The following is a 24,262-nucleotide window of genomic DNA, read 5'->3' on the forward strand; positions in this document are numbered from 1 at the left end:
ATGGATTACAGATCGTGAAGAAACGTTTCCTTTTTACCGCTGGGGAAAGACTGCGTGGCCTGCGTGAGCTGACCGGGCTCAAACGCCCGGAATTCGCCAAGATCGTCGGCATGAAGGCCAAGACGGTGGAGAACATCGAGTTCGGTCGCCAGCGCATGCGCGACGAGGATTTCGAGAAGGTCTGCAGCGTCTATCCGGATTTCGCCCGCTGGATCACCTACGAAGGGCCCATCGACTCGGCGTCGGTGGCCTGGGAGATCGCCGATTCGGCGCAGTCCGCCGCCGTCTACCTGGTGGAGCAGAACCCCGCATTGCTGGAGAGCAGCAGCCTCAGCCTGGAGGAGTGGCGCAACCGCCACCACGACGTGCTCGAGCGCCTGCGCCAGGAGCCGGGGCGCGAGCTCGTCGCAGAGACCGACGACGATGACGACGAGTCCGAAGAAGAGACGCGGGACTAGGCGACGCAGCCGCGCAGGTAGCCCAGCAGGTCCGGGGCGCCGATGCTGCGCAGGCCGGCGCCGAATTCGTCGGCTTGCGGGTGGTCCTTGGGCAGCAGCAGGGATTCCGGCGTTTCGCTGTTGAACAGGCCGAAGCGCGCATAGGGCAGGCCGGTGTCCAGCAGCAGGCCCATGAACCCGGCATCGCTCCAGGCCTGGGTCGGCATCGCCAGCATGTGGTAGCGCCGCTCCAGGTCGTCCAGGGCGCTGCCCTGCAGGCTGAACTGGCGCACCCTGCCGGGTAGGCACAGTTCCAGGCCGCGGCGGCGCGCATAGGCCACCGCGCAGGCGAACGCCTCGGTGTGGTTGTCCAGCTCCAGGAACAGCCGCTGGCCATGCCAGTCGGCCCGGCGCAACTGCAGCTCGATGCCGCGCTCGAAGCCGGGCAGGGCCTGCCCAAGCGCCTTGCCGAAGTCCCGGTAGCTGATGATCCGCACCTTGCGTCCGGCGTCACCGGCCGCCACGGCTTCGAAGTCGGGTAGCGCCGAATTCGCCAGGGGGCCGCGGGTGCACAGGCCGTCCACCTCGCGCAGGTCGACATCGTGCAGCTCCAGCAGACGGGAGCCGACCAGTTTCTTCAGTGCGGCATGGGCGCGCGCCTTGTCTTCCTGCACCGGCCCGGACAAGGCGCCGCGCGGCAGGTCGATCAGGCGGTACAGCGGCGCGCCGGACTGCCAGCCGATGCCGCTGGGCGGGCTCGCCGGGGCGCTGAAGCTCAGGGCCAGGGACCGGGTGCGCTGCGAGACCTTGTGCAGGTCGGCGTTGCCGAGCCCCAGGCGCTGGGCGATGGCCGCGAGACGCTGGGCCATGTTGCGGGGTGGATTCATGATCGAAGGCAAACTCCCGATGCCCGGCCGACAGCCTTAAGCATAGGTAAGCCAGTCGCGGTTGTGCTTCCGGGCAGTGACAAATGTTGCTTCCTTCCTTTCAAGGGCGAGCGCCATGCCGGGCCCGCCGCGGCCGCGCCTCGCCTAGGGGCAGGCCGGCCGGCTATACTAGCGCCCCATTTTGCCGACCGATGCCCGACCATGTATAGCCTGGCCCGCGAGCTGCTGTTCAAACTCTCCCCGGAAACCTCCCACGAGCTGTCCATCGATCTGATCGGCGCCGGCGGCCGCCTGGGGCTCAACGGCCTGTTCTGCCCGAAGCCGGCCAGCCTGCCGGTGCAGGTCATGGGCATCGACTTCCCCAACCCGGTGGGCCTGGCCGCCGGCCTGGACAAGAACGGCGACGCCATCGACGGCTTCGCCCAACTGGGCTTCGGCTTCGTCGAGATCGGCACCGTCACTCCGCGCCCGCAGCCGGGCAACCCCAAGCCGCGGCTGTTCCGCCTGCCCCAGGCCACCGCGATCATCAACCGCATGGGCTTCAACAACCTGGGCGTCGACCACCTGGTGGAGCGGGTCAAGGCCGCGAAGTACCGCGGCGTGCTGGGCATCAACATCGGCAAGAATTTCGACACCCCGGTCGAGCGCGCGGTGGACGACTACCTGATCTGCCTGGACAAGGTCTACGCCCACGCCAGCTACGTCACGGTCAACGTCAGTTCGCCGAACACCCCGGGCCTGCGCAGCCTGCAGTTCGGCGACTCGCTCAAGCAACTGCTGGAGGCCCTGCGCCAGCGCCAGGAAGACCTGGCCGAACAGCATGGCCGCCGCGTGCCGCTGGCGATCAAGATCGCCCCGGACATGACCGACGAGGAAACCGCCCTGGTCGCCGCGGCGCTGGTGGAGGCGGGGATGGATGCGGTGATCGCCACCAACACCACCCTGGGCCGCGAAGGCGTCGAGGGGCTGCCGTTCGGTGACGAGGCCGGTGGCCTGTCGGGCGCGCCGGTGCGCGAGAAGAGCACCCACACGGTCAAGGTGCTGGCTGGCGAGTTGGGTGGCCGCCTGCCGATCATCGCCGCGGGCGGCATCACCGAGGGCGCCCATGCGGCGGAGAAGATCGCCGCCGGCGCGAACCTGGTGCAGATCTACTCGGGCTTCATCTACAAGGGGCCGGCGCTGATCCGCGAGGCGGTGGACGCCATCGCCCAGGCGCAGCGCGCGGGCAAATAAAAAGGGCTCCTTTCGGAGCCCTTGGGCTTACGCCCTGCCGCCCGGATGGGGCGTGCCTTGGGGAAATCGGTGTGATCCTTTGGTCAACTGGTGGCGTGTTGCATCTGATTCAGACGTTGAAGACCGGCGGTGCCGGTGAGGCCATCCCAGTTGTCGCCGCGACCCTCGCGCCAGCCGTTGAGCCAGGACTGCCGGGTGGTGGGATGGGTGAAAGGACAGAGATCGCGAGACTTGCCACTGATGCCGTACTGGTAACCGCGCATAAAGGCTCTTTCCAACGGATCACGCTTGAGTCTTCTCATAGGGTGTTGCCCTCACTTGTTGACTGTTATGTCCCGTTGGCCCCCTTGGGAGGCCTGGCGGACAGTTCCGCCAAAAAGGGGCCTGTTGCCGGCGTGACAGACCCCGCCCGACACCTTTGCGGCGACGGGTTAAGCTGAGTTCTAAACCATGGGCTTCGAGCCTGTGAACAACCAATTTGTCATAAAGACTTAACTCTTATGGGTTCAAGCCATAAGTTTTTCCCCCGGGCGGGTCGGGCAAATTGCCCGAAACCGCATGTTCAGGGGCTTGTGCGACGGAGTCTGGCGAACTGCCAGGAAACTGAGAGGTTCTCTCATCCCGACGGGCGGGCAAGTACCTGCGACCTCCGGTCGCGGTTTTGTGAAACCTTTTGAAATGAACCATGGCCGGGTGCCAGCGTTTGCGCGCGGCATCCGCTCAACAGGGGCCGAGGCCCCTCTGGAAAGGGCTTGGGCCCGGGAATCGCGATGTCGGAACACTACGAACTCTTCCTCACCTGTCCCAAGGGCCTCGACGGCCTGCTGCTGGACGAGGCGCAGGCGCTGGGCCTGATCGATGCCCGCGCGCAGGTGTCCGCGGTGCGCGGCCGCGGCGACCTGGAGACAGCCTACCGGCTGTGCCTCTGGTCGCGCCTGGCCAACCGCGTGCTGCTGGTGCTGGCGCGCTTCCCGGTGGCCAACGCCGAGGAACTGTACCTGGGCGTGAACGCGGTCAACTGGAGCGATCACCTCGACCCCGGCGGCAGCCTGGCGGTGGAGTTCAGCGGCAAGGGCTCGGGCATCGACAACACCCACTTCGGCGCGCTCAAGGTCAAGGACGCCATCGTCGACAACCTGCGCGCCGAGTTCGGCCGGCGGCCGACGGTGGACAAGGTCAACCCGGACATCCGCGTGCACCTGCACCTTGACCGCGGCCAGGCGGTGCTCTCGCTGGACCTCTCCGGGCACAGCCTGCACCAGCGCGGCTACCGCCTGCAGCAGGGCGCCGCGCCGCTGAAGGAGAACCTCGCCGCGGCCATCCTCATCCGCGCCGGCTGGCCGCAGCTGGCTGCCGAGGGCGGGGCGCTGTCCGACCCCATGTGCGGCGTCGGCACCTTCCTGGTGGAGGCCGGCCTGATGGCCGCCGACATCGCGCCCAACCTCAAGCGTGAGCACTGGGGCTTCGACAGGTGGCTGGGCCACGTCCCGGTGCTGTGGCGCAAGCTGCTGGCCGAGGCCGAGCAGCGCGCCGCCGTCGGCCTTGCGCGGCCGCCGCTGTGGGTCCGCGGCTACGAGGCCGACCCGCGGCTGATCCAGCCGGCGCGCAACAACATCGAGCGGGCCGGGCTGGGCGAGTGGGTGAAGGTCTACCAGGGCGAGCTGGCCACCTTCGAGCCGCGCCCGGACAAGGGCCAGCGCGGCCTGGTGATCTGCAACCCGCCCTACGGCGAGCGCCTGGGCGACGAGGCCAGCCTGCTGTACCTCTACCAGCACCTGGGCGAGCGCCTGCGCCAGGCCTGCCTGGGCTGGCGCGCGGCGGTCTTCACCGGCGCGCCCGAGCTGGGCAAGCGCATGGGCATCCGCAGCCACAAGCAGTACGCCTTCTGGAACGGCGCGCTGCCGTGCAAGCTGCTGATGTTCGAGGTGGAGCCGCGCCAGTTCGTCACCGGCGAGCGCGGCGCCGAGGCGCGCCAGGAAGCCTCCGGCGTCGAGGCCCCGGCCGAGCCGGCGCGCCTGAGCGAAGGCGGGCAGATGTTCGCCAACCGCCTGCAGAAGAATCTCAAGCAACTGGGCAAATGGGCCAGGCGCGAGAAAATCGAATGCTACCGCGTGTATGACGCGGACATGCCCGAGTATGCCCTGGCCGTGGACCTGTACCGCGACTGGGTGCACGTGCAGGAATACGCCGCGCCCAAGTCCATCGACCCGGCCAAGGCCCAGGCGCGTCTGCTCGACGCCCTGGCGGCGTTGCCGCAGGCCCTCGGCATTCCCACCGAGCGCATCGTCATCAAGCGCCGCGAGCGCCAGGCCGGGAAGAAGCAGTACGAACGGCAGAACAGCGAAGGCCGCTTCATGGAAGTGGAGGAGGGCGGCGTGCGCCTGCTGGTCAACCTCACCGACTACCTGGACACCGGGCTGTTCCTCGACCACCGGCCGATGCGCCTGCGCCTGCAGCGCGAGGCTGCCGGCAAGCGCTTCCTCAACCTGTTCTGCTACACCGCCACCGCCACCGTGCATGCGGCCAAGGGCGGCGCGCGCAGCACCACCAGCGTCGACCTGTCGAAGACCTACCTGGACTGGGCGCGGCGCAACCTGTCGCTCAACGGTTTCTCCGACAAGCAGAAGCTGGTGCAGAGCGATGTCATGGAATGGCTGCGGGCGGACCGCGGCGAGTACGACCTGATCTTCATCGACCCGCCGACCTTCTCCAACTCCAAGCGCATGGAAGGGGTGTTCGACGTGCAGCGCGATCAGGTCGAGCTGATCGACCTGGCCATGACCCGTCTGGCCAAGGGCGGCGTGCTGTATTTCTCCAACAACTTCCGCAAGTTCGAGCTGGAGCCGAGCCTGGCGGCGCGCTACCAGGTCGAGGACATCAGCGCCCAGACCCTCGACCAGGACTTCGCCCGCAACCCGAAGATCCACCGGGCCTGGCGCATCAGCGCTCGCTGATTCGCCAGGGCCCCGCGGCTGGTTTCACTGGCCGCGGGTGGAGGCGTAGAGGTCCAGCAGCACCTGGTCGAGGATGGACGAAGCGCCCCACGGCCGGTTGCTGTTGAGGATGGCCACCACCACCCAGTTGTTGCCGCGGGCGTCGCGGCTGAACCCGGCCAGGGCGCGGACGGTGTTGAGGGTGCCGGTCTTGACGTGGGCCTCGCCGGTCATGGGCGTGTGGCGCAGGCGCTTGCGCATGGTGCCGTCGATGCCGACGATCGGCAGCGAGGAGATGTACTCCGAGGCGTAGGGGCTGTGCCAGGCAGCTTGCAGCATGGCGGCCATCTCGCGGGCGCTGACGCGCTCGTCGCGGGACAGCCCGGAGCCGTTCTCCATCACCAGGTGCGAAGCGGTGATGCCCTTGCGCGCCAGCCACTGGCGGATCACCCGCTGCGCCGCCAGGCCGTCGTTGGCGTCCGCGCTGGTGCGGTTCTGCGCGCCGATGCTGAGGAACACCTGGCGGGCCATGGTGTTGTTACTGTACTTGTTGATGTCGCGGATGATGTCCACGGTGTCCGGCGACAGCGCGCGGGCCAGCAGGGTGGCGTTCTTCGGCACCGTGCCCTGGCGGTCGGCGCCGCTGATGCTGCCGCCCAGTTCCTGCCAGATGCCGCGGATGGCGCCGGCGGTGTAGCCCGGATGGTCGAGCAGCGACATGTAGGTCTGCGCGCTGCAGCCGCGCGGAATCTCGCCGGCGGCCACCAGCACGGTGCCCTCGGCGCGGGTTTCCGGGACGAAACGCAGCTTCGGCCAGGCCGGGCAGTTGGCCGGGCCGCTGACCTTGATCTGGTTCTCCAGGCGCACGTTGGCCAGCGGCGGGTCCATCATCACCGAGGCCTGGTTGCCTTCGCTGCGCACCACCAGGCGCACGCTCTTGAGGTTGACCATGGCAGCGTCGGGGCCGACGAGGAACGGTTTGTTGTCGTCGCCACCATCATCGTTGAACACCGGCAGCTGCGGTTGGTTGAAGTAGCTGCGGTCCAGCACCAGGTCGCCGTTGACCTTGAGCACGCCGTTGGCGCGCAGGTCGCGCATCATCAGCCAGAGCTTTTCCAGGTTCAGCTTGGGGTCGCCGCCGCCCTTGAGGTAGAGGTTGCCGTTGAGCACGCCGTCCTGCAGCTTGCCGTCGGTGTAGAACTCGGTCTTCCACTGGTAGGTGGGGCCCAGCAACTCCAGGGCGGCATAGGTGGTGAACAGCTTCATGGTCGAGGCCGGGTTCACCGAGACGTCGGCGTTGAAGTAGGTGGGCGTACCCGGGCCGTCCAGGGGGATCATCACCAGCGACAGGGCATCGTTGGTCAGCTTGCTGGCCTTGAGCGCCTTCTCCACCCGTTCGGGCAGGGCGGACTTGATCGGGGCGGCCAGGGTGGGCAGGGCGAAGGGCAGCAGGGTAGCGAAGGCGAGAACACGCAGCGACTTGAACATATTTGAAGTGAAATCCCGATTCAGGGCATCGACATGACGAAGGTGACGAAAGAAGACACTGACGATAGACGATTGCGCCAGTGACGCGGCAACGCGCCGGCGCATTATGCCGCAAGCCGTTGCGGGATGCGCTGGGGTTTGTAAGCCGATGCGCGTGGGAGCGCTGCGCCCGAACTGCTAGAGTCTGTGCGGGGCGGCTTTCGCCCGTGTCCCGCATGCCGTCATCAATCGAGGAGATTCGCCACATGGCCAGCAACCGTTCCCGTCGTCTGCGCAAGAAGCTCTGCGTCGATGAATTCCAGGAACTGGGGTTCGAGTTGTCGCTCGACTATCGCGAAGGGCTCCCCGAGCAGGTGCTGCAGGCCTTCCTGAAGCGCTTCGTGGAGCAGGCCATCACCGCCAACGGCCTGGCCTATACCGGTTGCGACGATTTCGGCTTCGTGTGCCTGGCGCGCCGCGGCTCGGTCACCGAGGAGCAGCGCAAGGCCGTGGAGGACTGGCTGAAGCAGCAGGATGAGCTGAGCGGCAGTTCGGTCAGCCCCCTGCAGGATGCCTGGTATCCGGAGCAGCCCATTCACCAACAAGACTGAAACGGGCGTCTACTCCGGGCTCAGCCCGGTGGCGTGCGCACGCCCTCCAGTTCCAGCGCGGAGCCGGCTTCCGGCTCCGGCGGTTGCAGGTCGACGCCGGTCCAGTGGCGATAGGCGTCCTCCGACATCGGCCGGGCGAACAGGAAGCCCTGGCCGAACCGGCAGCCCAGTTCGCGCATGCGCTGCAGTTGCTGGTAGGTCTCGATGCCCTCGGCTATCACCCGCAACTGCAGGTGGCGCGCCAGCACCAGGGTGCTGGCGACCGACTCGTGGGTGCGCGGGTTGTGCTGCATGTCGCGGATGAAGGAGGCGTCCAGCTTGATTTCGTTGCAGGGCAGGTCGCAAAGACGCTGCAGCGAGGAGTAGCCGGTGCCGAAGTCGTCGATGGCGACGTTGCAGCCGAGCAGGCGCAGGCGGGTGAGGTTCTCCAGGCTGGCCAGGGGCGTGGTCGCCAGCCCCCCTTCGATGATCTCGATGGTCAGGCTGGCGGGGTCGACGCCGGTCTGCCGCAGTTTTTCCTTCAGGTGGCCGGCCAGGTCGCGCTGCTGCAGCACCTCGAGGTCGATGTTGATCGACAGCGCTCGCTGGGTGCCGTGGCGCAGCTCGCGCCGGGCGAAATCCAGGGCCTGGTCCAGAACCAGGTCGAAGAGGTCGGGCAGCAGTTTCATCCGGCGGATCGCGGCGAGGAAGTAGGCCGGGCGCAACAGCCCGTAGACCGGGTGGTCCCAGCGCACCAGCACCTCGGCGCCGATCTCCTGCAGAGTGTCGAGGTCGACCTTGGGCTGGTAGTAGGCCCTGAGCTCCCGGTTGCGCATGGCCTGCCAGACCTCCAGTGCCGATGGCGTCGGCCGCGGTAGCGGCGGGGCGGCGGCGGGTGCAGGGCTGTAGTGGCGCAGGCGTGCCTGCAGGCTGGACATCTGCAGCGGCTTGGTCAGCTCGCCGAGCACCGACAGGCCGTACAGCGTGGCGATGTGGGCAATGGCCCGGCGCAGGTCGGCGGGTACCTCGCTGACCACGATGATCGCCCGCAGCAGCTTCTCCTGGGCCGCCAGGCGCAGGAACCCGAGCAGGTCCATGCCCGGCGGCAGCACGTCGCAGATGCAGATGTCGACTCCGCCCTTCTGCCTCAGCAGTTCGATGGCGCTGTCCCCGTCGCCGGCGGCCAGGACCTGCTCGTAGCCGAGGACCCGCAAGCCGTGCACGGTGGCCTCGCGCAGAAATGCATGGTCCTCCAGCACCAGCAGGCTGGATGGGATCGATATGTTCATGGTCGCGCGTACCGAATTGGATAACGGCCGCAGTGTGCCGGCTGGCGGGTGCCATTTATTTAAAAAACTTCCATTTCCGTTGTGGGAATTTGCATTAGGAGATGTTGAAAAAGTCCGGCTTGAAAGTTAACGGAAGTTGGTCGATCAAGTTTGTGTAGGAATTTATACTTTGATGTATGGGAATTTACTTAAGATGTTAAAAGTGGCACCAGTTAATCTCGACACTGATTTCCTAGACGATATCTTACGGCGCACTCTTGGGAAGTCTGTCGGAGATTGAAAATTGAGCAAGGTTCTTATCGTCGATGATCATCCGGTGATACGGATGGCAATGCGCGTTCTGCTGGAAAAGGAAGGTCATACCATCATCGGGGAAACCGACAACGGCGTGGACGCCCTGTCCCTGGTGAAGGATCTGCTGCCGGAGCTGGTGGTGCTGGACATCGGCATCCCCAAGCTGGACGGGCTCGAAGTCATCAGCCGTCTGACCGCGTTCAACCTGCCCCTGAAGATCCTCGTGCTGACCGGTCAGAGCGCCTCGCTCTACGCCATGCGCTGCATGCAGGCCGGGGCCTCCGGGTTCGTCTGCAAGCAGGGCGGGCTGGCCGAGTTGATCAGCGCGGTCAATGCGGTGATCGCCGGGTACAACTATTTCCCCAGCACGGCCGTGCGCCCGGCGCGCAAGAACAACGGCAGCATGGATGACCATGAACTCATCCAGCGCCTCTCCGACCGGGAAATGTCGGTATTGCAATACCTGGCCAATGGTTATTCGAACAAGGACATCTCCGAGCAGATGTTCATCAGCAACAAGACCGTCAGTACCTACAAGACGCGCCTGCTGCTGAAGCTCAATGCCCATTCGCTGGTCGACCTGATCGAGTTCGCCAAGCGCAACGCACTGGTCTGAGACAGTCGCCATGGGCTCGAAGTGCAGGGCGCTGCTGGGTGCCGTTCTCGGTGCGATGCTGGCGATGGGGGCCTGGGCCGCAGAGGTCCAGGCCCCCGCGCCCTGGACGCAACTCGCCTTGCTGGCCCGTACGGCGGCGCTTCCCGAGAGGCCGCGGGTCGAGCTGCCGGAGTCGGACTGGCAGTGGCTGCGCGAGAAGCGCACGCTGGTGGTGGGGGTGGCCGCGCCGGACTATGCGCCACTGATCGTCACCGTCAGCGGCAGCGAGCTGGAGGGGGTCACCGCCGACTACCTCGGGCTGGTCAGCGAAGCGCTCAACGTCCGCATCGAGATGCGTCGCTACCCGTCCCGGCGCCAGACCATCCAGGCGCTGCAGGATGGCGAGATCGACCTGATCGGCCGCGCCACCGGCTTCGAGGCCGAAATCCCGGACCTGCTGCTGTCGCGCCCGTATTCCCTGAACCAGCCGGTGATCGTCGGGCAGCAGGACATGCGCCTGGAAGGCGACCTGCAACTGGCCGGCCGGCGGCTCGCCGTGGTGGGCGACTACTTCTCGCCGAAGGAGCTGGCCGACCATTTCCCCGATGCCGAGGTGGTGCATTTCGACTCGCTGCGCCGCGCCCTGGAATCCGTCGCCCTCGGGCAGGTGGACGCCTACGTCGGCGACGCCCTGAGCGCGCAGTACCTGATCAGCCAGGGTTACCTGGTCAACCTCAAGCTGCTGAACTTCGCCAACTTCAACGGCGTCGGCTTTTCCTTCGCCGCGCGCAAGGACGGCAGCCCGCTGCTCTACAGCGTCAACGAGGTGCTGCAGAACATCAGCGCCCAGCAACACCTGTCCATCCAGCGGCGCTGGAGCGTGGGCGGCGTGTTCTCCATCTCCAACCACCGGCTGAACCTCACGCCCCAGGAGCTTCGCTGGCTGGAGCGCAACCGGCGGCCGCGCCTGGGCATCGACCAGTCGCTGGCCCCGCTGACCTTCTTCGACTCCCAGGGCAATTTCCGCGGCATAGTCGCGGACCTGCTGGACCTGATCCGCACCCGTACCGGCCTGCAGTTCGAGGTGGTGCCGACCTCGTCGATCTCCGGCATGTTCACCCAGGTGCGCCGGGGCCAGGTCGATGCCCTGGCCACCATGTCGCCCACCGTCGAGCGCGAGGCGCACGTAGACTTCACCCGGCCTTACCTGAGTACCTCCTTCGTGCTGCTCACGCACAAGGACAACACCCGGCTGAACAACCTCGCCGACCTCAACGGCAAGCGCGTGGCGGTGGCCCATGGCAGTTCGCTGGTGTCCTACGTGCGCGAGCAGTTCCCGCGGGTGAAGCTGGTTGAGGTGGACAACTACAGCGATGCCTTGCCGTTGCTGCAGGAGGGGAAGGCGGATGCCGCGCTGCAGCCGATGCTCACCGCCACCTTCCTGGTCAATCGCTACTACCGCGACCTGCGCATCGCCGCGACCCTGGACCTGGAGCCGGCGCAGATCTCCCTGGGCGTCTCGCGGGCCGACCCGGAGCTGCTGAGCATCCTCAACAAGGCCCTGCTGGCGATCTCGCCGGAAGACATGGCCAGTATCATCAGCCGCTGGTCCACCAGCGGCGCGTCGCCGGACAGCGTCTGGGAAGGCTACCGCTCGCAGTTCTTCTGGTTGCTGTGGGGCGGACTGGCGCTGCTCGGGCTGATCCTGCTGTGGAACTGGTACCTGCTGCTGCGGATGCGCGCGCGCCGCCGCGCCGAGCTGGAGCTGCAGGACCGCCTGGCGTTCAAGCGCGCACTGATCGACGGCATTCCCCAGCCGGTCTCGGTGCGCGACGCCGATGGGCGCCTGATCACCTGCAACAGGGCGTTCCGCGAGGCCACCGGGCTGCCGGAAGACCTGGCGGTGGGCTCGCAGCTGGCGGACTGCACCTGGCTTTCGGCGGAACAGGCCGAGGGCCTGCACCGGGAATACCTCCAGGTAATGGCCAGCGGGGAGTCGGTCGCCGTCGACCGCATGCTGGAGATCAACGGCGAGACGCGCCAGGTGCACCATTGGCTCACGCCCTACCACAGCGCGTCCGGCAAGCTCCGCGGCGTGGTTTCCGGCTGGGTCGACGTCACCGAGCGCGAGCGCCTGCTTCAGCAACTGGAGATCGCCAAGGAGCAGGCCGAGGAAGCCAGCCGGGCGAAGAGCACCTTCCTGGCGACCATGAGCCACGAAATCCGCACGCCGATGAATGCGGTGATCGGCATGCTCGAACTGGCGTTGACGCGCAATCGCTGCGGCGGTTGCGGCGAACAGGGGCCGATCGAGGTGGCCTACGAGTCGGCCAAGTCGCTGCTGCTGTTGATCGGCGACATCCTTGACGTCGCCAAGATCGAGTCCGGCCGCCTGACACTGCTGCCCGAACGGGCTCGCCTGCGCGAGCTGATCGAATCGGTGGCCCGTGTCTTCGACGGCCTGGCCCGGCAGAAGGGCCTGCTGCTGAAGCTGGAGATCGAAACCGAGGCAGCCTGCGACGTACTCATCGACCCGCTGCGCTTCAAGCAGATTCTCTCCAACCTGGTGAGCAACGCCATCAAGTTCACCGACGCGGGCAGCGTCTGGGTGCGGGTGTCGGGCGAGCCGCTGCCGAACGAGCGGCTGGCGCTGGAGGTGTGTGTCGAGGACAGCGGCATCGGCATCGCCGAGGAAGACCAGAAGCAGCTCTTCGAACCCTTCAGCCAGGTACAGCGCGAGGGGAGCACCAACCATGGCGGCACGGGGCTGGGGCTGACCATCTGCCGCAAGCTGGCGGAAATGATGGGGGGCTCGGTGCGCCTGGAGAGCGTGGCCGGCGTGGGCACCAAGGTGCACGTCAGGTTGGTGCTGCAGGTGCTGGAGCCCCTGGCACCGGAAGACGATTCGATCATCCTGCGCAGTGCGGTGGTGCAGAGGACGCTGCGCGTACTGGTGGTCGACGATCACCCGGTCAACCGCCTGCTGCTGGCGCAGCAGCTGGAACACCTCGGGCACACCGTGGCCATGGCTACGGACGGCGGTGAGGCGCTGCAGATGTGGCGGCCCGGCGAATTCGACCTGGTCATCACCGACTGCAACATGCCGGTGCTCAGCGGCTACAGCCTGGCCCGGCGGATTCGCGAGATCGAGCGGGAGAGCGGCGCGGCGCGTTCCCCCATCCTCGGTTTCACGGCCAATGCCCAGCCCGACGAAACCATCCGCTGCAAGGAGGCCGGCATGGACGACTGCCTGTTCAAGCCGATCAGCATCGAGCAACTGCGTGAGCAGCTGGAGCAACTTCAGCGCGGCGAGATCATGCCGCCGGAACCGGTTCCTGAAAAACACCCGCAGGAGGAGGGCGACTTGGACATAGGCGCCCTGCTGGAGATGACCGGCGGCAACGCCCAGCTGACGCGCAACCTGATGGCCGAGCTGGTGTCGAGCAACGAGGCGGACGCCGAACAGCTCGAACCCTTGCTGCACGCCCAGGACCGGCGGCACCTGGCCGAGCTGGCCCACCGCATCAAGGGTGCGGCGCGGCTGGTGGGCGCCATGGCCTTGCATGATCGTTGCGCGGAGCTGGAGAAGGTCTGCACCGAGCGCGCCGAGTTCTCGACCTTGCGCAGTGCCGTGGAGCAACTGCGCAGGGCGCTGGATGCGCTGCAGGCCAGCCTGCATGGCCACCTGAAGCGACTGGACGAGGAGGGCCAGATCCGCCCGCTGCAGTCGGCCACCGAGGACGATCCGGTCTAGCGCCGTAAGGATGCCGTTTCTCCGTCTGGGAGAAACGGCATTTTTCATTTGGGCTCATGGCGTGGTCCGGGGGCCCAATCGCGGACGGAGTCCGCTCCTACCCCCGGTAAACACCACACCCCGTGCCACCGCCGCATGGGTTTCGCAGGCTCAACCCATCCTACGGGGCTGCCTTGCCGGCCACGCCGTGGGGCTCTTCGTAGGAGCGGACCCTGTCCGCGATAGCCGGACATATCGGCGCGATTCGCGGATGAGAGCCGCTCCTACGCCGCCCACCCGCACCATTCCCATGTAGGAGCGCGCCCTGCGCGCGAAATCGCGGGCAGGGCCCGCTCCTACAGTTCCAGGAAGGCACGGACGTAGGACTCCGTCCGCGATTGGGCTCACCGGCCACGCCGGAAATCCCGGTGGCACGGATGGCGGTGGAGGTCATGCGCCCTACGCTCCTGCCTTCGCCAACTCAAAGCATCGCTTAAATGAACGGCATTAGGCCTAGCGCCGGGGTTTCGTCGCGGCCGCGACGAAACCGGGCCTCACACCGGGCTGGAGCGCCCGGTCATCTCCCGCGCCATTTCGGTGGCGTAGCTGTCGGTCATCCCGGCGATGAAGTCGATGACGCGCAGGAAGGCCTTGTGCAGCGGCCAGTCGGGGTCCGGTGCGTTGTGCCCGAGCAGGTCGAGGATTCGCTGGTTCTTGAACGACGGGCTGCGCCCGCCATGCTGTTCCAGGGCCGCGCCGCAGAAGGAGTTGAGGAGGATTTCCAGGGTGGTGTAGGCGCCGATCTCGTGCAGCGTCTTGCGCTTGTCCTGGAAGATTTTCTGCCGCGCCAGGGCTTTGGCCTGCTGCACGCAGCGCTTGGCCGGGCCGCTCATGTGCTCGACCAGGTCGCCGACCAGGCGTCCGTCCAGCAGGGCCTGCTTCTGCTCGACGAAGGCTCGTGCGGCGGCATTGCTCAGGTGCTCGATGGCCTTGCCGCGGAGGATAGCCAGGCGCCGCCGGCGGGAATCGCTGGGGCCGAGCTGGCGGTAGGTCTCGGGGATGTCGTCGCCGACCAGGTCGAGCAGCAGGGCTTCCACCTCGGGGTAGTCGAGAAGTTCCATTTCCAGGCCGTCTTCCAGGTCGATCAGGCCGTAGCAGATGTCGTCCGCCGCCTCCATCAGGTAGACCAGCGGGTGGCGCGCCCAGCGCTCGTCGTCGAGCTTGGGCATGCCCAGCTTCTCGGTGATCTGCTCCAGCAGCGGCAGCTCGCTCTGGTAGCAACCGAACTTGTGCTTCTTGTAGCCAAGGGAGTCGGCGTGGCGCGCGGTCCAGGGGTACTTCAGGTAGCTGCCCAGGGTGGCGAAGGTCAGGCGCATGCCGCCGTCGAACTGGTGGTACTCCAGCTGGGTGAGCACCCGGAAGCCCTGGGCGTTGCCCTCGAAATTGAGGAAGTCGGCGCGCTCGTCGGCGTCCATGGCATCGAGCCAGCCGCGCGCGGCGGCCTGCTGGAACCAGTGGCGGATGGCGTCCTCGCCGGAATGGCCGAAGGGCGGGTTGCCGATGTCGTGAGCCAGGCAGGCCGACTGGACGATCACCCCAAGGTCGCTTGGGTCGCACCATTCCGGCAGTTCGCCGCGCAGCATCTCGCCGACGCGCATGCCCAGCGAACGGCCGACGCAGCCGACCTCCAGGGAGTGGGTCAGGCGCGTGTGGATGTGGTCGTTGCTCGACACCGGGTGGACCTGGGTCTTGCGCCCCAGGCGGCGGAAGGCGCCGGAGAAGATGATGCGGTCGTGGTCCTTGTGGAAAGCGCTGCGGCCGAGTTCCGCGCTGCTGTGCACGGGTTTGCCGAGGCGCTCGCGGGGGAGCAGGGTATGCCAGTCCATTCGCTCGTCCGATTGCTCGTGGTGCAGCCAACGCTACCCCTTGCCCGCGGCAATCTCAATCGCGGCCTACAGGCCTTCGGCGTCGATGTCGATCAGCAGCAGGCGGCGGCCCTGGTCGATGAACTGCCCGGCGGTCATGCAGTACTGGTTGGAGGTGGCGTCGCGGTAGGTGTTGGACAGCGTCAGCCGGCGCTCTTCCCAGCCCTCGGCGAGCAGTTGGTAGAAGTAGGGGCGCCAAGACCAGTTGTGCCCGACGTAGCGCCGGTCTTCCTTCCAGAACAGGCCGTTCCATTCCAGGTTGGGCGAGATCTGCGTGCCGTGGCGGTCGCACTGGTAGACGCGCAACAGGCGCGGGAAGCCGTCGGGCGTGGGCAGGCTGGCCAGGCGCGCGCCGCCCTCGGCCCAGGGGCGCAGGTTGGCGACCAGCTCGGCCAGTTGCTGGCGCAGCTGCACCAGCCGGGCGCGCTCGCTCAGCTTGCGCTGCACGTAGCGGTCGCGCCACTGGCCGAAGGCGTCGAGGTAGGCGTCGCTGGCGGGGAAGTCCAGGGCCGGGCGGGCGAACAGGTAGCCCTGGACGAAGCGCGCGCCGCATTCCAGGGCGAAGTCCAGTTCCGCCTCGGTCTCCACGCCTTCGGCGATGATCCAGCAGCCGGTCTTCTCGGCCATCTGCGCCAGGGCCTTGACCACCTCGCCGCTGGGGCCGCCGCGGGCGGCCTGCTGGAACAGGCGCATGTCCAGCTTGAGGATGTCCGGCTGCAGCGCCAGCACGCGGTCGAGCTGGGAGTAGCCGGCGCCGAAATCGTCGATGGCGATGCGCGCGCCGGCTTCGCGGTAGCGCGCCACCACCTCGGGCAGGCGCTGGTTGCCGCCGCCCAGCTCGGTGATCTCGAAGACCACCCGGTGCGGGTCGACGCCGTGCTGTTGCAGTTGCTTGAGGCTGGGCAGCGGCTGGTTGGGGCGCAGCCGGCTGATCCAGCGCGGCGAGATGTTCAGGCTGAGGAACCAGTCCGCCGGCGCTTCCGGCAGGCGCGCCAGGGCGTCGTCGCGGATCTGCCGGTCGAGGCGGCGCAAGGTGGCCGGGGGAATCTTCGGATCGACGAACAGCGGGCCCACCGAGAGCAACTGGCCGTCGGCCTGGCGCATGCGGCCGAGGGCCTCGACCCCGGCGATGAGGCCGGTGGCGGTATCGATGAAGGGCTGGAAGCAGGCGATCGGTTGCCCGTCGATCAAGGGACACATCCTTAGTGGGAGGAAAAGGAAGGCGTTGCCGCCGGCCCGGGATTGCCTCCTAGCAAGAATGCAGCCAGGGCGCTCAGCCGCCCTGGTCCGCAGTCGGTTTCGTCGGTTTGTCCGCCGTCTTCCGCAGCTTGAGCAGCAGGGGCGCCAGCACCACGGCCAGGCGCAGCAGACGCACCAGGCCGCGTTTGCGACGCAGCATCAGGGCGGCCGCGGCTGCGGCGCCACCGGCGGCCCACAGGGAGGCGCCGCCGCTAAACTGCTGGCGCACGCCCTGGCCCAGGTCGCGGGCCTGGCGCAGCGGCTGCAGGAGCTTCTCGCTTTCCTGGCGCAGTTGCTGGCGCTGGACTTCCAGGCGCAGGCGCAGCACCGCCTTGCGCAGTTCCCGCCGCGAGGGGCGGGGGGATAGTTGCGGCAGTTCACTCATGGCAGCAGTTGCTCCCGGTCGCGGGCCAGTTCTTCCAGGGTGGCGCTGAACGGCGAGCTGTCGTCGTCCACCAGTTGGTACAGGCGCCAGGCGCACAGCCCGCCGCCCAGCGCATAGAAGGCGCACAGGCCGAGCACCGCGGCCAGCCGGTCGCTGTCCCAGAACAGCACCAGCACCAGCAGCGACAGGCCCAGTATCAGCAGCAGGGCGAACAGCAACGCCAGCCCGGCGAACAGCAACAGCGCCAGGGTACGGCTCTTCTGTTCCTGCAGTTCCAGGCCGAAGAGTTCGACATGGCCATGCAGCAGGCCCAGCAGTGCGGCGCCGAAGCGCCGCACGGAAGGGCCATGGTGTTGCGGGGCGTCCGTGGCGTCGCTCATCGGTCAGCGCCGTCCGACCAGCAGGCCGAGCAGGAAGCCGACGCCGGCAGCCACGCCCACGGCCTGCCAGGGATGTTCGCCGACGTAGTCTTCGGTGGCGTCTACCGCCGCGCGGCCCTGGTCGCGCACGGCGCTCTGCGCCGCATCGATGCGTTCGCGGGCCCGGCCAAGGCCGGAGCGCAGTTGCTCGCGCAGGGCGTCGGCTTCCTCGCCGGCCAGTTCCGCGGAGGTCTGCAGGAGTTTCTCGGTATCGGCCACCAGGGCCTGGAATTCGGCCAGCAGTTCGTCCTTGGTGGTATTCGCGGTGCTCTTGCGGGGCATTGTGAGGCTCCTTGTGTTTGCGAGGGGTTCACTGGTTTCTGAGCCCCGTGGCGTTGGGAAGTTTCCCATAAATCGCCGGCGAAGCGGCGACGCAGAGCAGGGCACAGGCCCGTTCATTGAAGACCAGTCCGCGCCGCTTCGCCCGTTTCACGCATGGTATGCCGCTTGCAACGCCATGGTGCGTCATCCGGTGCGAGTGCCCCAGAGGGGGGCGTTCAGGGACGTCCGAAGACCGCCGGAAAATCCATTAACCAACTGAAAGACAAAAGAAAAATCAAAAAAACAGAGGTACCCCTGCGCATCCTCGTGTGCTGTGTGGAGCAGTGGGGTGGACCTTATCGGTGCGTCTGCGCTTCATGCTGGTGCGGTGCGCCGGGGCGATGAGCTGTTTTGGTGCTTTTTCGGTCTGATCCGGGGCTGCCTGATTCATGGAAAACCTCAACAGTGCCGTGGAAACCCTGATCCACGGTTCCAACACCCTGTTCATCCTGCTGGGCGCCGTGATGGTGCTGGCCATGCATGCCGGCTTCGCCTTCCTCGAGGTCGGCACGGTGCGCCTGAAGAACCAGGTCAATGCGCTGTCGAAGATCCTCTCGGACTTCGCCGTCTCCAGCCTGGCGTATTTCTTCATCGGCTACTGGGTCGCCTACGGCGTGGATTTCCTCAAGCCGGCCAGCGAGCTGAGCGCGGAGAACGGCTACGCGCTGGTCAAGTTCTTCTTCCTGCTGACCTTTGCCGCCGCCATCCCCGCGATCATTTCCGGAGGCATCGCCGAGCGCGCCAGATTCGCCCCGCAGCTGTGCGCCACGGCGCTGATCGTGGCCTTCGTCTACCCCTTCTTCGAGGGCATGGCGTGGAACGGCAACCATGGCCTGCAGGCCTGGCTGGCGCTGAAGTTCGGCGCGCCTTTCCATGACTTCGCCGGCTCCGTCGTGGTGCACGCCTTCGGCGGCTGGCTGGCGCTGGCCGCGGTGCTGCTGCTGGGCCCGCGCAACGGCCGCTATCGCGAGGGCCGGCTGGTGGCCTTCGCGCCGTCGAACATTCCGTTCCTGGCCCTGGGCGCCTGGATCCTGGTGGTCGGCTGGTTCGGCTTCAACGTGATGAGCGCACAGACCCTGGACCACGCCAGCGGCCTGGTGGCGGTGAACTCGTTGCTGGCCATGGTCGGCGGCACCATCGCCTCGCTGCTGGTGGGGCGCAACGACCCCGGCTTCCTGCACAACGGCCCATTGGCCGGGCTGGTAGCAGTGTGCGCCGGTTCCGACCTGATGCACCCGGTGGGCGCCCTGGCCACTGGCCTTGTAGCCGGTGCGCTGTTCGTCTGGGTGTTCACCGCGGCGCAGACGCGCTGGAAGCTCGACGACGTACTCGGCGTGTGGCCGCTGCACGGCCTGTGCGGCGCCTGGGGCGGCATCGCCTGCGGCGTCTTCGGCCAGCAGGCGCTGGGTGGTTTGGGTGGGGTGAGTCTGGTCAGCCAGGTGTTGGGCACTCTGCTGGGCGTGGTCATCGCCTTCGTCGGTGGGGTGTTGGTCTACGGCGGGATCAAGGCGGTGGTGGGTATTCGCCTGAGCCAGGAGGAGGAGTATTACGGGGCTGACCTGTCGATCCACAAGATCGGGGCGATCAATCACGATTGAATGCTGTCCGTCCATTGGGGTATCTGGCGTGGCCGGTGAATTCAATCGCGGACGGAGTCCGCTCCTACGTTCGTGCTTTCCTGGTGTCGTGGTGGATAACGCCGTAGGTGTTAGGCGCCCTACGGATTTAGGTGCTGGGTTCAAGAGCGCCCTCTCCCCAACCCTCTCCCGCAAGCGGGAGAGGGGGCAGTCCGTGCCGAGAAAAGAATTGGCTCCAGCCGAACATCACCGAGGCTGCCGGCTAACGCCATAACATCAAGCCCTGCCCAACGGTTCCCTCTCCCTTCAGGGAGAGGGTTAGGGAGAGGGGCGGAGTTGAACCCGTGCGCGGATGTCACCGGCCAGTTCGCGAGCAAGCTCGCTCCTACGAAGAGCAAAAGCAAAAGCGCGTTTGCTCTTGGACTTCCAGAGAAACACCCGCGCGCACCGAAACGCCCCTTCAGAAGGCCGAGCGAAACCCGCGCTCAGGAGGTCATGCGACATGGATGTCGCGAGAGCCCCGCGGGCTACAGGGACGTACCCTCGGGGCGGGCCTCCGTGGCGGGGGAATTCGTGAGGGTAGCCCGGCTTCATCGGGCCCGTATGTTGGGGCAAGCCTTTTTGGTTCCTTTTGTGGCGTTTGACAAAAGGGACTCGCCCGAGGGGGCGAAACAAAAAATCTCCGCAGACTCGGAGCGGCGCGTTACACCAAGCAAGAAGGCAGCTGGGTTCCCGCGTTCGCGGGAATGACGGTGTTAGGTTGGGTGCAAGGGACCAAAGCTCACATGCGAAGCCATCGTCCCATCCCAAATGAAAAATGCCGTTTCCCCCAGGGAGAGAAACGGCATTTTCATGAGTAGCCCAAATTACCATCAAGGCCACTGGCACCAGGCCGGAAGGCCACTACGCATGGCCCCCGCCTGCAGTCCGCTACCAGAGCGGCATGGTATAGCTGAGGATCAGACGGTTCTCATCCGCAGCGTTGCTGGCAGCAGAGTTCCGACTGAAGTTGCTGCGAGTGGTCGCGTTACGCCATTTCACGCCGAAGCCCTTCAGCACACCGTCCTGGAACACATAGGCGACATCGGTATCGCGCTCCCATTCCTTACCTTCACCGCTGGTAGTCAGCAGGTCGATATTGTCGCCCTTGATGTAGCGGGTCATGAAGGTCAGGCCAGGGATGCCGATGCCGGCGAAGTTGTAGTCGTAGCGAGCCTGCCAGGACTTCTCGTCCTTGTTGGCGAAGTCGTTGATCTGTACGAAGTTCACCAGGTAGGGATCGGTGCCGTTGATGTAGGCGAAGCCGGTGTCGCCGCTCATCTTCTGGTAGCCGAGGCCGAAGGCGTGGTAGCCCAGGCTGTAGGTGAACATGGCGTTGAGCGCCTTGTTGTCGACGTTGCTGGTGCCGTCGTCGTTGGACTTGGCCCAGCGCAGGTCGGTCTTCAGCGACTGGCCCTCGGTGATCGGCAGGACGTAGGTCGCAGTCAGGAAGTGCTGCTTGTAGAAGTCCTCCAGCTGGCCGTAGTGGTAACCGGTGCTGAAGTTCTTGGTCCAGGCGTAGGTGCCGCCGGCGAAGTCGAATTCGTTGGTGGTGGCGCCGGTGCGGAAGGTGATGTTCTTCTTGCCGCCGCCGGTGATGGTCATCTCCTGGTAGTCGGAGGAATCACGCAGGTTGGTCTGGTTCAGGCGGCCGGCGTCGAAGGTCAGGCCGTCGAGCTGGGTGGAGTTGAAGGCGCCGCCCAGGAACACCTGCGGCAGCAGGCGGCTGTCGTTGGGCATGATCACCGGCAGTTTCGGGATCAGGGTGCCGACCTTCAGGGTGTTCTTCTCGTAGCGCAGCTTGGCGGTCATGCCCAGCTTGCTGTAGTCGTCGGCGGCGTCGCCGCTGGCGGTCTTGGGCAGCAGGCCGGTGCCGGTGCGGTCCGCGCTGGAGTCCAGCTTCAGGCCGAGCATGCCGATGGCGTCTACCCCCACGCCAATGGTGCCCTCGGTATAGCCGGACTCGTAACGCAGGATGAAGCCCTGCGCCCACTCTTCGGCCTTGCTCTGCTGGGCCGGAGTGGAGGTGCGGAAATCGCGGTTGAAGTAGAAGTTGCGCAGTTCGACGCTGGCCTTGCTGTCCGAGATGAAGTCGGCGTGAGCCAGGGCGGGGATGATGCAGGTGGAACCCAGCGTGGCCATGGCCACGGCGCGGGCGATCGGAGTCTTGCTCATTGTTATTGTCTCCTCGAGCGCTTTGAGCAGTTCGGTGATGCCTGGACTACGCCGGCATGTCGATCTGTTACAGCCTGTCTACTAAATCATTACAGGCTTTTTCCGACTCTTAGACCTTAGTCGCTGTTCTCCGAGTTATCCCGCTGATTTGCCTGGAGTTGGCCTACCCCCTGCGCTCTGCACCAAAGGAGGGCCTTTCATTGCACCCAATGCGGGTAGTAGCCGAGGCGGTCCTGTACCTGCGCGTCGTGCGCCGGGACCACGGTGATTTCCGGGTGCGCCAGGAGCATTTCGTGGACCTTCGCCAGTTGCGCCAGGGTCTGCGCGCGGTCGCGGTCCACCAGGCGGCTGCTGACCCAGAACTTCTGCCGCGGACCGCTGAAGCCTTCCAGGCGCCAGCTGGTGTCGCCGCTGAAGAAGAAGCGGCGGCCGTCCGCCAGGGTGAGGAACAGGCCGACCGAGCCGGGCGTGTGGCCGGGCATCGGCACCAGCACCAGGCTGCCGTCGCCGAACAGGTCCAGGCTCTCGTCGAAGGCCAGGAAGGGCGTGGGCGAGAACACGTAGGGCCGCCAGGGCGTCGCCGCGCTGAACTGGCTGGGGAACACCGCCGGCGGCGTGGCGATGTGGGCGTAGTCGATTTCCGCATAGGGCGCCCATACCGGCACCTCGGGGAAGTCCACCAGTGCCGAGGCATGGTCCCAGTGTGCGTGGGACAGGTAGATGCGGTCGATGCGGATGCCGCTGCCGGCCAGTTGCTCGCGCACCGGATGCACCTCGCCGAAACGGAACAGCGGCTTGTCCCACCAGGGCATGTCCTGGGCGAACTGCGCCTGCGCCTGGCTGCCCAGGCCGGTGTCGAACAGCAGCGTGGCCGCATGGTGCTGGATGAGCAGCGCTGTGTGGTTGACGCGCACCTTTCGCGTCCAGTCGCCGTCGGCGAGGGTCAGGGCGTCGAGGGTGGTGAGCCCGGAGGTGCGCACCAGGGCGAAGCGCAGCCCGTCGGCGTGGCCGGGCAGGCTGGCCAACCCCAGCAGCAGGGCGAGGAAGCATCTGGCGAGGCGCATGTTCGGCATCCTTTTCGACGGCTCAGAGCGTGGGCAGGGGGAGGTAGCCGGGGAGGGCGCGGATGCGTTCCTGCCAGGCCTGCACGTGGGGGTAGGCAGTGGTGTCCAGGCCGCCTTCGGGGGCCAGGGCGACGTAGGGGTAGACCGCGATGTCGGCGATGCTCGGCCCGGCCGTACGGGCCAGCCAGGGATGCCGCGACAGTTCCCCGTCGAGCAGTTCCAGGGCCTGGCGCGCCTTGGCCTGGGCTGCGCCGAGGTCGCCGGGGCGCTTGAACAGCTGGATGACCCGCGCCTGTGCCGGCCCGTGCTGGATCTCGTTGGCGGCGAAGCTCAGCCAGTGGGCGATGCGCCCCTGGGGCTCGGCGTCCAGCGGGTACCAGGACGGCTCGGCATAGCGGCGCGCCAGGTAGACAAGGATGGCCTGGGAGTCGCCCAGGCCGAAATCGCCATCCTCTAGGGCCGGCACCTGGCCGCGCGGGTTGATGGCGAGGAAGGCGGGGCGCTTGTGCACGCCGTTGCGCAGGTCGACGTTGACCAGTTCGGCGCTCTGACCGATCAGGCTGAGGAACAGGCGGACCTTGTAGGCATTTCCGGAGAGCGGGATGTCATGCAGTTTCATGGCGGTGTTCCTGCTGGGTGTTGTTGTCGGGAACGGCTTCGGTAAATATTAGACAGACAAGTCTGTATAGTTCAAGCTCGAAATACGGCCATCCCGTGCCCGCCGGTTCAAGAGCGCCGACGCCTCGCGCATAATGACCGCCCAGGAGGTGCCCATGACGTCCAGCAAGGCTTCCAGCAAGCGCGAGCAGTTGCTCAATACCGCCCTTGACCTGTTCTACCGCGAGGGCTACCACGCCACGGGCATCGACCGCATCCTGGCCGAGTCCGGGGTGGCCAAGATGACCCTGTACAAGCACTTCAAGTCCAAGGACGAGCTGATCATGGCCGCCCTGGAGGAACGCCATGCGCGCACCTTGCGGCGTTTCGGCGATGCACCGCGGCGGGCACCGCGCGAGGCCATCCTGGCGGTCTTCGACAACCTGCACGGCTACCTGCACGAGGACGGCTTCAGCGGTTGCGCCTTCATCCACGCGGCCGCCGAGTTCCATGACCGCGGGCACCCGATCCACCGCCAGGCCGCCGAGCACAAGGGCTTCATCGAGGCGTTCTTCCGTCGCCAACTGGAGGCCCTCGGCGTGCACGAACCGGGCAAGCTGGCGCGGCAGCTGCAATATTTGCTGGAAGGGGTGCTGGTCATGGCGCACATGCACGGTCCGGCCGACCAGGCCCTGGAAGCGCGCGAGGTGGCGGAAACCTTGCTGCGCCAGGCCGGCCATTGACGGGGGAGGAGACGATGGGCCCTGAATGCCAACTGTTCGGAACCCTGGGTTGCCACCTGTGCGAGGTGGCGGAAGCGGTGTTGATGCCTTTCGTCGAGCACGGCCTGCTGGTGGAACTGATCGACATCGCCGACCGCGAGGAATGGGTCGAGCGCTACGGCCTCAGCATCCCGGTGCTGCGCCGCTGTGACACGGGAGCGGAGCTGAACTGGCCGTTCGACGCCGAACAGGTAGCTGCTTTTTTGCGCTGCTGATTTTTCCTCCGACGTTTCTGTGCCTGGCGCTGCTCTGTGTCAGTCTTGCGCTGTCGTACCCTTTCG

General features: G+C 66.5%; 21 protein-coding genes. 9 read left to right on the forward strand and 12 right to left on the reverse strand.

Annotated features, from left to right (window positions below; genetic code table 11):
• Positions 1-14: 14 nt before the first annotated feature.
• Positions 15-458, forward strand: coding sequence for a helix-turn-helix domain-containing protein (locus tag ACTWJ5_RS09070; RefSeq protein ID WP_371263854.1), 444 nt, complete (start codon positions 15-17; stop codon positions 456-458).
• Here the strand turns inward: ACTWJ5_RS09070 and ACTWJ5_RS09075 are convergent.
• A complete protein-coding gene (locus ACTWJ5_RS09075) occupies positions 455-1,324 on the reverse strand; it encodes a DUF6685 family protein (protein ID WP_245322924.1) in 870 nt (289 codons plus the stop codon). The two genes, ACTWJ5_RS09070 and ACTWJ5_RS09075, sit on opposite strands and share 4 nt — an antisense overlap.
• Positions 1,325-1,525: 201 nt before the next feature.
• Between ACTWJ5_RS09075 and ACTWJ5_RS09080 the strand changes: the two genes are divergently transcribed.
• Positions 1,526-2,557: a quinone-dependent dihydroorotate dehydrogenase gene (locus tag ACTWJ5_RS09080; protein WP_074980006.1), complete on the forward strand. Its 1,032-nt coding sequence runs from the start codon at positions 1,526-1,528 to the stop codon at positions 2,555-2,557.
• A gap of 83 nt (positions 2,558-2,640) precedes the next feature.
• Here the strand turns inward: ACTWJ5_RS09080 and rmf are convergent, their stop codons facing one another.
• Positions 2,641-2,859 (reverse strand): ribosome modulation factor, encoded by a 219-nt coding sequence (gene rmf, locus ACTWJ5_RS09085; protein ID WP_009621292.1) that lies wholly within the window; start codon positions 2,857-2,859, stop codon positions 2,641-2,643.
• A gap of 468 nt (positions 2,860-3,327) precedes the next feature.
• Between rmf and rlmKL the strand changes: the two genes are divergently transcribed.
• Positions 3,328-5,511 (forward strand): bifunctional 23S rRNA (guanine(2069)-N(7))-methyltransferase RlmK/23S rRNA (guanine(2445)-N(2))-methyltransferase RlmL, encoded by a 2,184-nt coding sequence (gene rlmKL, locus ACTWJ5_RS09090; protein ID WP_444438230.1) that lies wholly within the window; start codon positions 3,328-3,330, stop codon positions 5,509-5,511.
• Between the two features lie 24 nt (positions 5,512-5,535).
• Here the strand turns inward: rlmKL and dacB are convergent, their stop codons facing one another.
• Entirely contained in the window at positions 5,536-6,978 is a 1,443-nt protein-coding gene (gene dacB / locus ACTWJ5_RS09095) for a D-alanyl-D-alanine carboxypeptidase/D-alanyl-D-alanine endopeptidase (protein WP_116426147.1), read from the reverse strand.
• 245 nt (positions 6,979-7,223) lie between these two features.
• Here dacB and ACTWJ5_RS09100 point away from each other — a divergent pair, with 245 nt between their 5' ends.
• Entirely contained in the window at positions 7,224-7,568 is a 345-nt protein-coding gene (locus ACTWJ5_RS09100; RefSeq protein ID WP_074979998.1) for a YggL family protein, read from the forward strand.
• A gap of 20 nt (positions 7,569-7,588) precedes the next feature.
• Here ACTWJ5_RS09100 and ACTWJ5_RS09105 read toward each other — a convergent pair whose 3' ends face one another.
• Positions 7,589-8,836, reverse strand: coding sequence for an EAL domain-containing response regulator (locus ACTWJ5_RS09105; protein WP_074979994.1), 1,248 nt, complete (start codon positions 8,834-8,836; stop codon positions 7,589-7,591).
• A gap of 283 nt (positions 8,837-9,119) precedes the next feature.
• On the opposite strand from ACTWJ5_RS09105, the gene ACTWJ5_RS09110 reads away from it, so the two are divergent.
• Complete coding sequence (locus ACTWJ5_RS09110; RefSeq protein ID WP_024128782.1) at positions 9,120-9,746, forward strand: response regulator transcription factor; 627 nt, start codon at positions 9,120-9,122, stop codon at positions 9,744-9,746.
• A gap of 10 nt (positions 9,747-9,756) precedes the next feature.
• Positions 9,757-13,479, forward strand: a complete 3,723-nt coding sequence (locus ACTWJ5_RS09115; RefSeq protein ID WP_253392134.1) for a transporter substrate-binding domain-containing protein — start codon at positions 9,757-9,759, stop codon at positions 13,477-13,479.
• A gap of 533 nt (positions 13,480-14,012) precedes the next feature.
• On the opposite strand, the gene ACTWJ5_RS09120 is transcribed toward ACTWJ5_RS09115, so the two are convergent.
• The 5 genes from ACTWJ5_RS09120 to ACTWJ5_RS09140 form a co-directional block, all read right to left on the reverse strand.
• On the reverse strand, positions 14,013-15,344 hold the full coding sequence (locus ACTWJ5_RS09120) for a deoxyguanosinetriphosphate triphosphohydrolase (RefSeq protein ID WP_074979989.1): 1,332 nt from the start codon (positions 15,342-15,344) through the stop codon (positions 14,013-14,015).
• 66 nt (positions 15,345-15,410) lie between these two features.
• The gene (locus ACTWJ5_RS09125) at positions 15,411-16,574 is read right to left on the reverse strand and encodes an EAL domain-containing protein (RefSeq protein WP_058490698.1); all 1,164 of its coding nucleotides are present in this window, start codon (positions 16,572-16,574) and stop codon (positions 15,411-15,413) included.
• Positions 16,575-16,656: 82 nt separating this feature from the next.
• A complete protein-coding gene (locus ACTWJ5_RS09130; protein ID WP_074979986.1) occupies positions 16,657-17,007 on the reverse strand; it encodes a hypothetical protein in 351 nt (116 codons plus the stop codon).
• Positions 17,004-17,387 (reverse strand): phage holin family protein, encoded by a 384-nt coding sequence (locus tag ACTWJ5_RS09135; RefSeq protein WP_009621313.1) that lies wholly within the window; start codon positions 17,385-17,387, stop codon positions 17,004-17,006. Before ACTWJ5_RS09135 ends, ACTWJ5_RS09130 begins: the two co-directional genes overlap by 4 nt.
• Before the next feature lie 3 nt (positions 17,388-17,390).
• A complete protein-coding gene (locus tag ACTWJ5_RS09140) occupies positions 17,391-17,708 on the reverse strand; it encodes a DUF883 family protein (protein ID WP_009621315.1) in 318 nt (105 codons plus the stop codon).
• 428 nt (positions 17,709-18,136) lie between these two features.
• On the opposite strand from ACTWJ5_RS09140, the gene ACTWJ5_RS09145 reads away from it, so the two are divergent.
• Complete coding sequence (locus ACTWJ5_RS09145) at positions 18,137-19,345, forward strand: ammonium transporter (protein ID WP_253392135.1); 1,209 nt, start codon at positions 18,137-18,139, stop codon at positions 19,343-19,345.
• A 909-nt stretch (positions 19,346-20,254) separates the two neighbouring features.
• Here ACTWJ5_RS09145 and ACTWJ5_RS09150 read toward each other — a convergent pair.
• The 3 genes from ACTWJ5_RS09150 to ACTWJ5_RS09160 all read right to left on the reverse strand — a co-directional run bounded on the left by ACTWJ5_RS09150 (position 20,255) and on the right by ACTWJ5_RS09160 (position 23,221).
• The gene (locus tag ACTWJ5_RS09150; protein ID WP_444438236.1) at positions 20,255-21,538 is read right to left on the reverse strand and encodes an OprD family porin; all 1,284 of its coding nucleotides are present in this window, start codon (positions 21,536-21,538) and stop codon (positions 20,255-20,257) included.
• Positions 21,539-21,735: 197 nt separating this feature from the next.
• Positions 21,736-22,602, reverse strand: coding sequence for an MBL fold metallo-hydrolase (locus tag ACTWJ5_RS09155; RefSeq protein WP_444438238.1), 867 nt, complete (start codon positions 22,600-22,602; stop codon positions 21,736-21,738).
• 22 nt (positions 22,603-22,624) lie between these two features.
• Complete coding sequence (locus ACTWJ5_RS09160) at positions 22,625-23,221, reverse strand: glutathione S-transferase family protein (RefSeq protein ID WP_249919242.1); 597 nt, start codon at positions 23,219-23,221, stop codon at positions 22,625-22,627.
• A gap of 154 nt (positions 23,222-23,375) precedes the next feature.
• Here ACTWJ5_RS09160 and ACTWJ5_RS09165 point away from each other — a divergent pair, with 154 nt between their 5' ends.
• The gene (locus ACTWJ5_RS09165) at positions 23,376-23,942 is read left to right on the forward strand and encodes a TetR/AcrR family transcriptional regulator (RefSeq protein WP_116424907.1); all 567 of its coding nucleotides are present in this window, start codon (positions 23,376-23,378) and stop codon (positions 23,940-23,942) included.
• Positions 23,943-23,956: 14 nt separating this feature from the next.
• Positions 23,957-24,196 carry a glutaredoxin family protein gene (locus tag ACTWJ5_RS09170; RefSeq protein ID WP_074979974.1) on the forward strand — a complete coding sequence of 80 codons (240 nt, stop codon included), beginning with the start codon at positions 23,957-23,959 and terminating at the stop codon, positions 24,194-24,196.
• Positions 24,197-24,262 lie beyond the last annotated feature (66 nt).

Source organism: Pseudomonas sp. A6, from assembly GCF_052367875.1.
GTDB classification, from domain to species: domain Bacteria; phylum Pseudomonadota; class Gammaproteobacteria; order Pseudomonadales; family Pseudomonadaceae; genus Pseudomonas; species Pseudomonas citronellolis.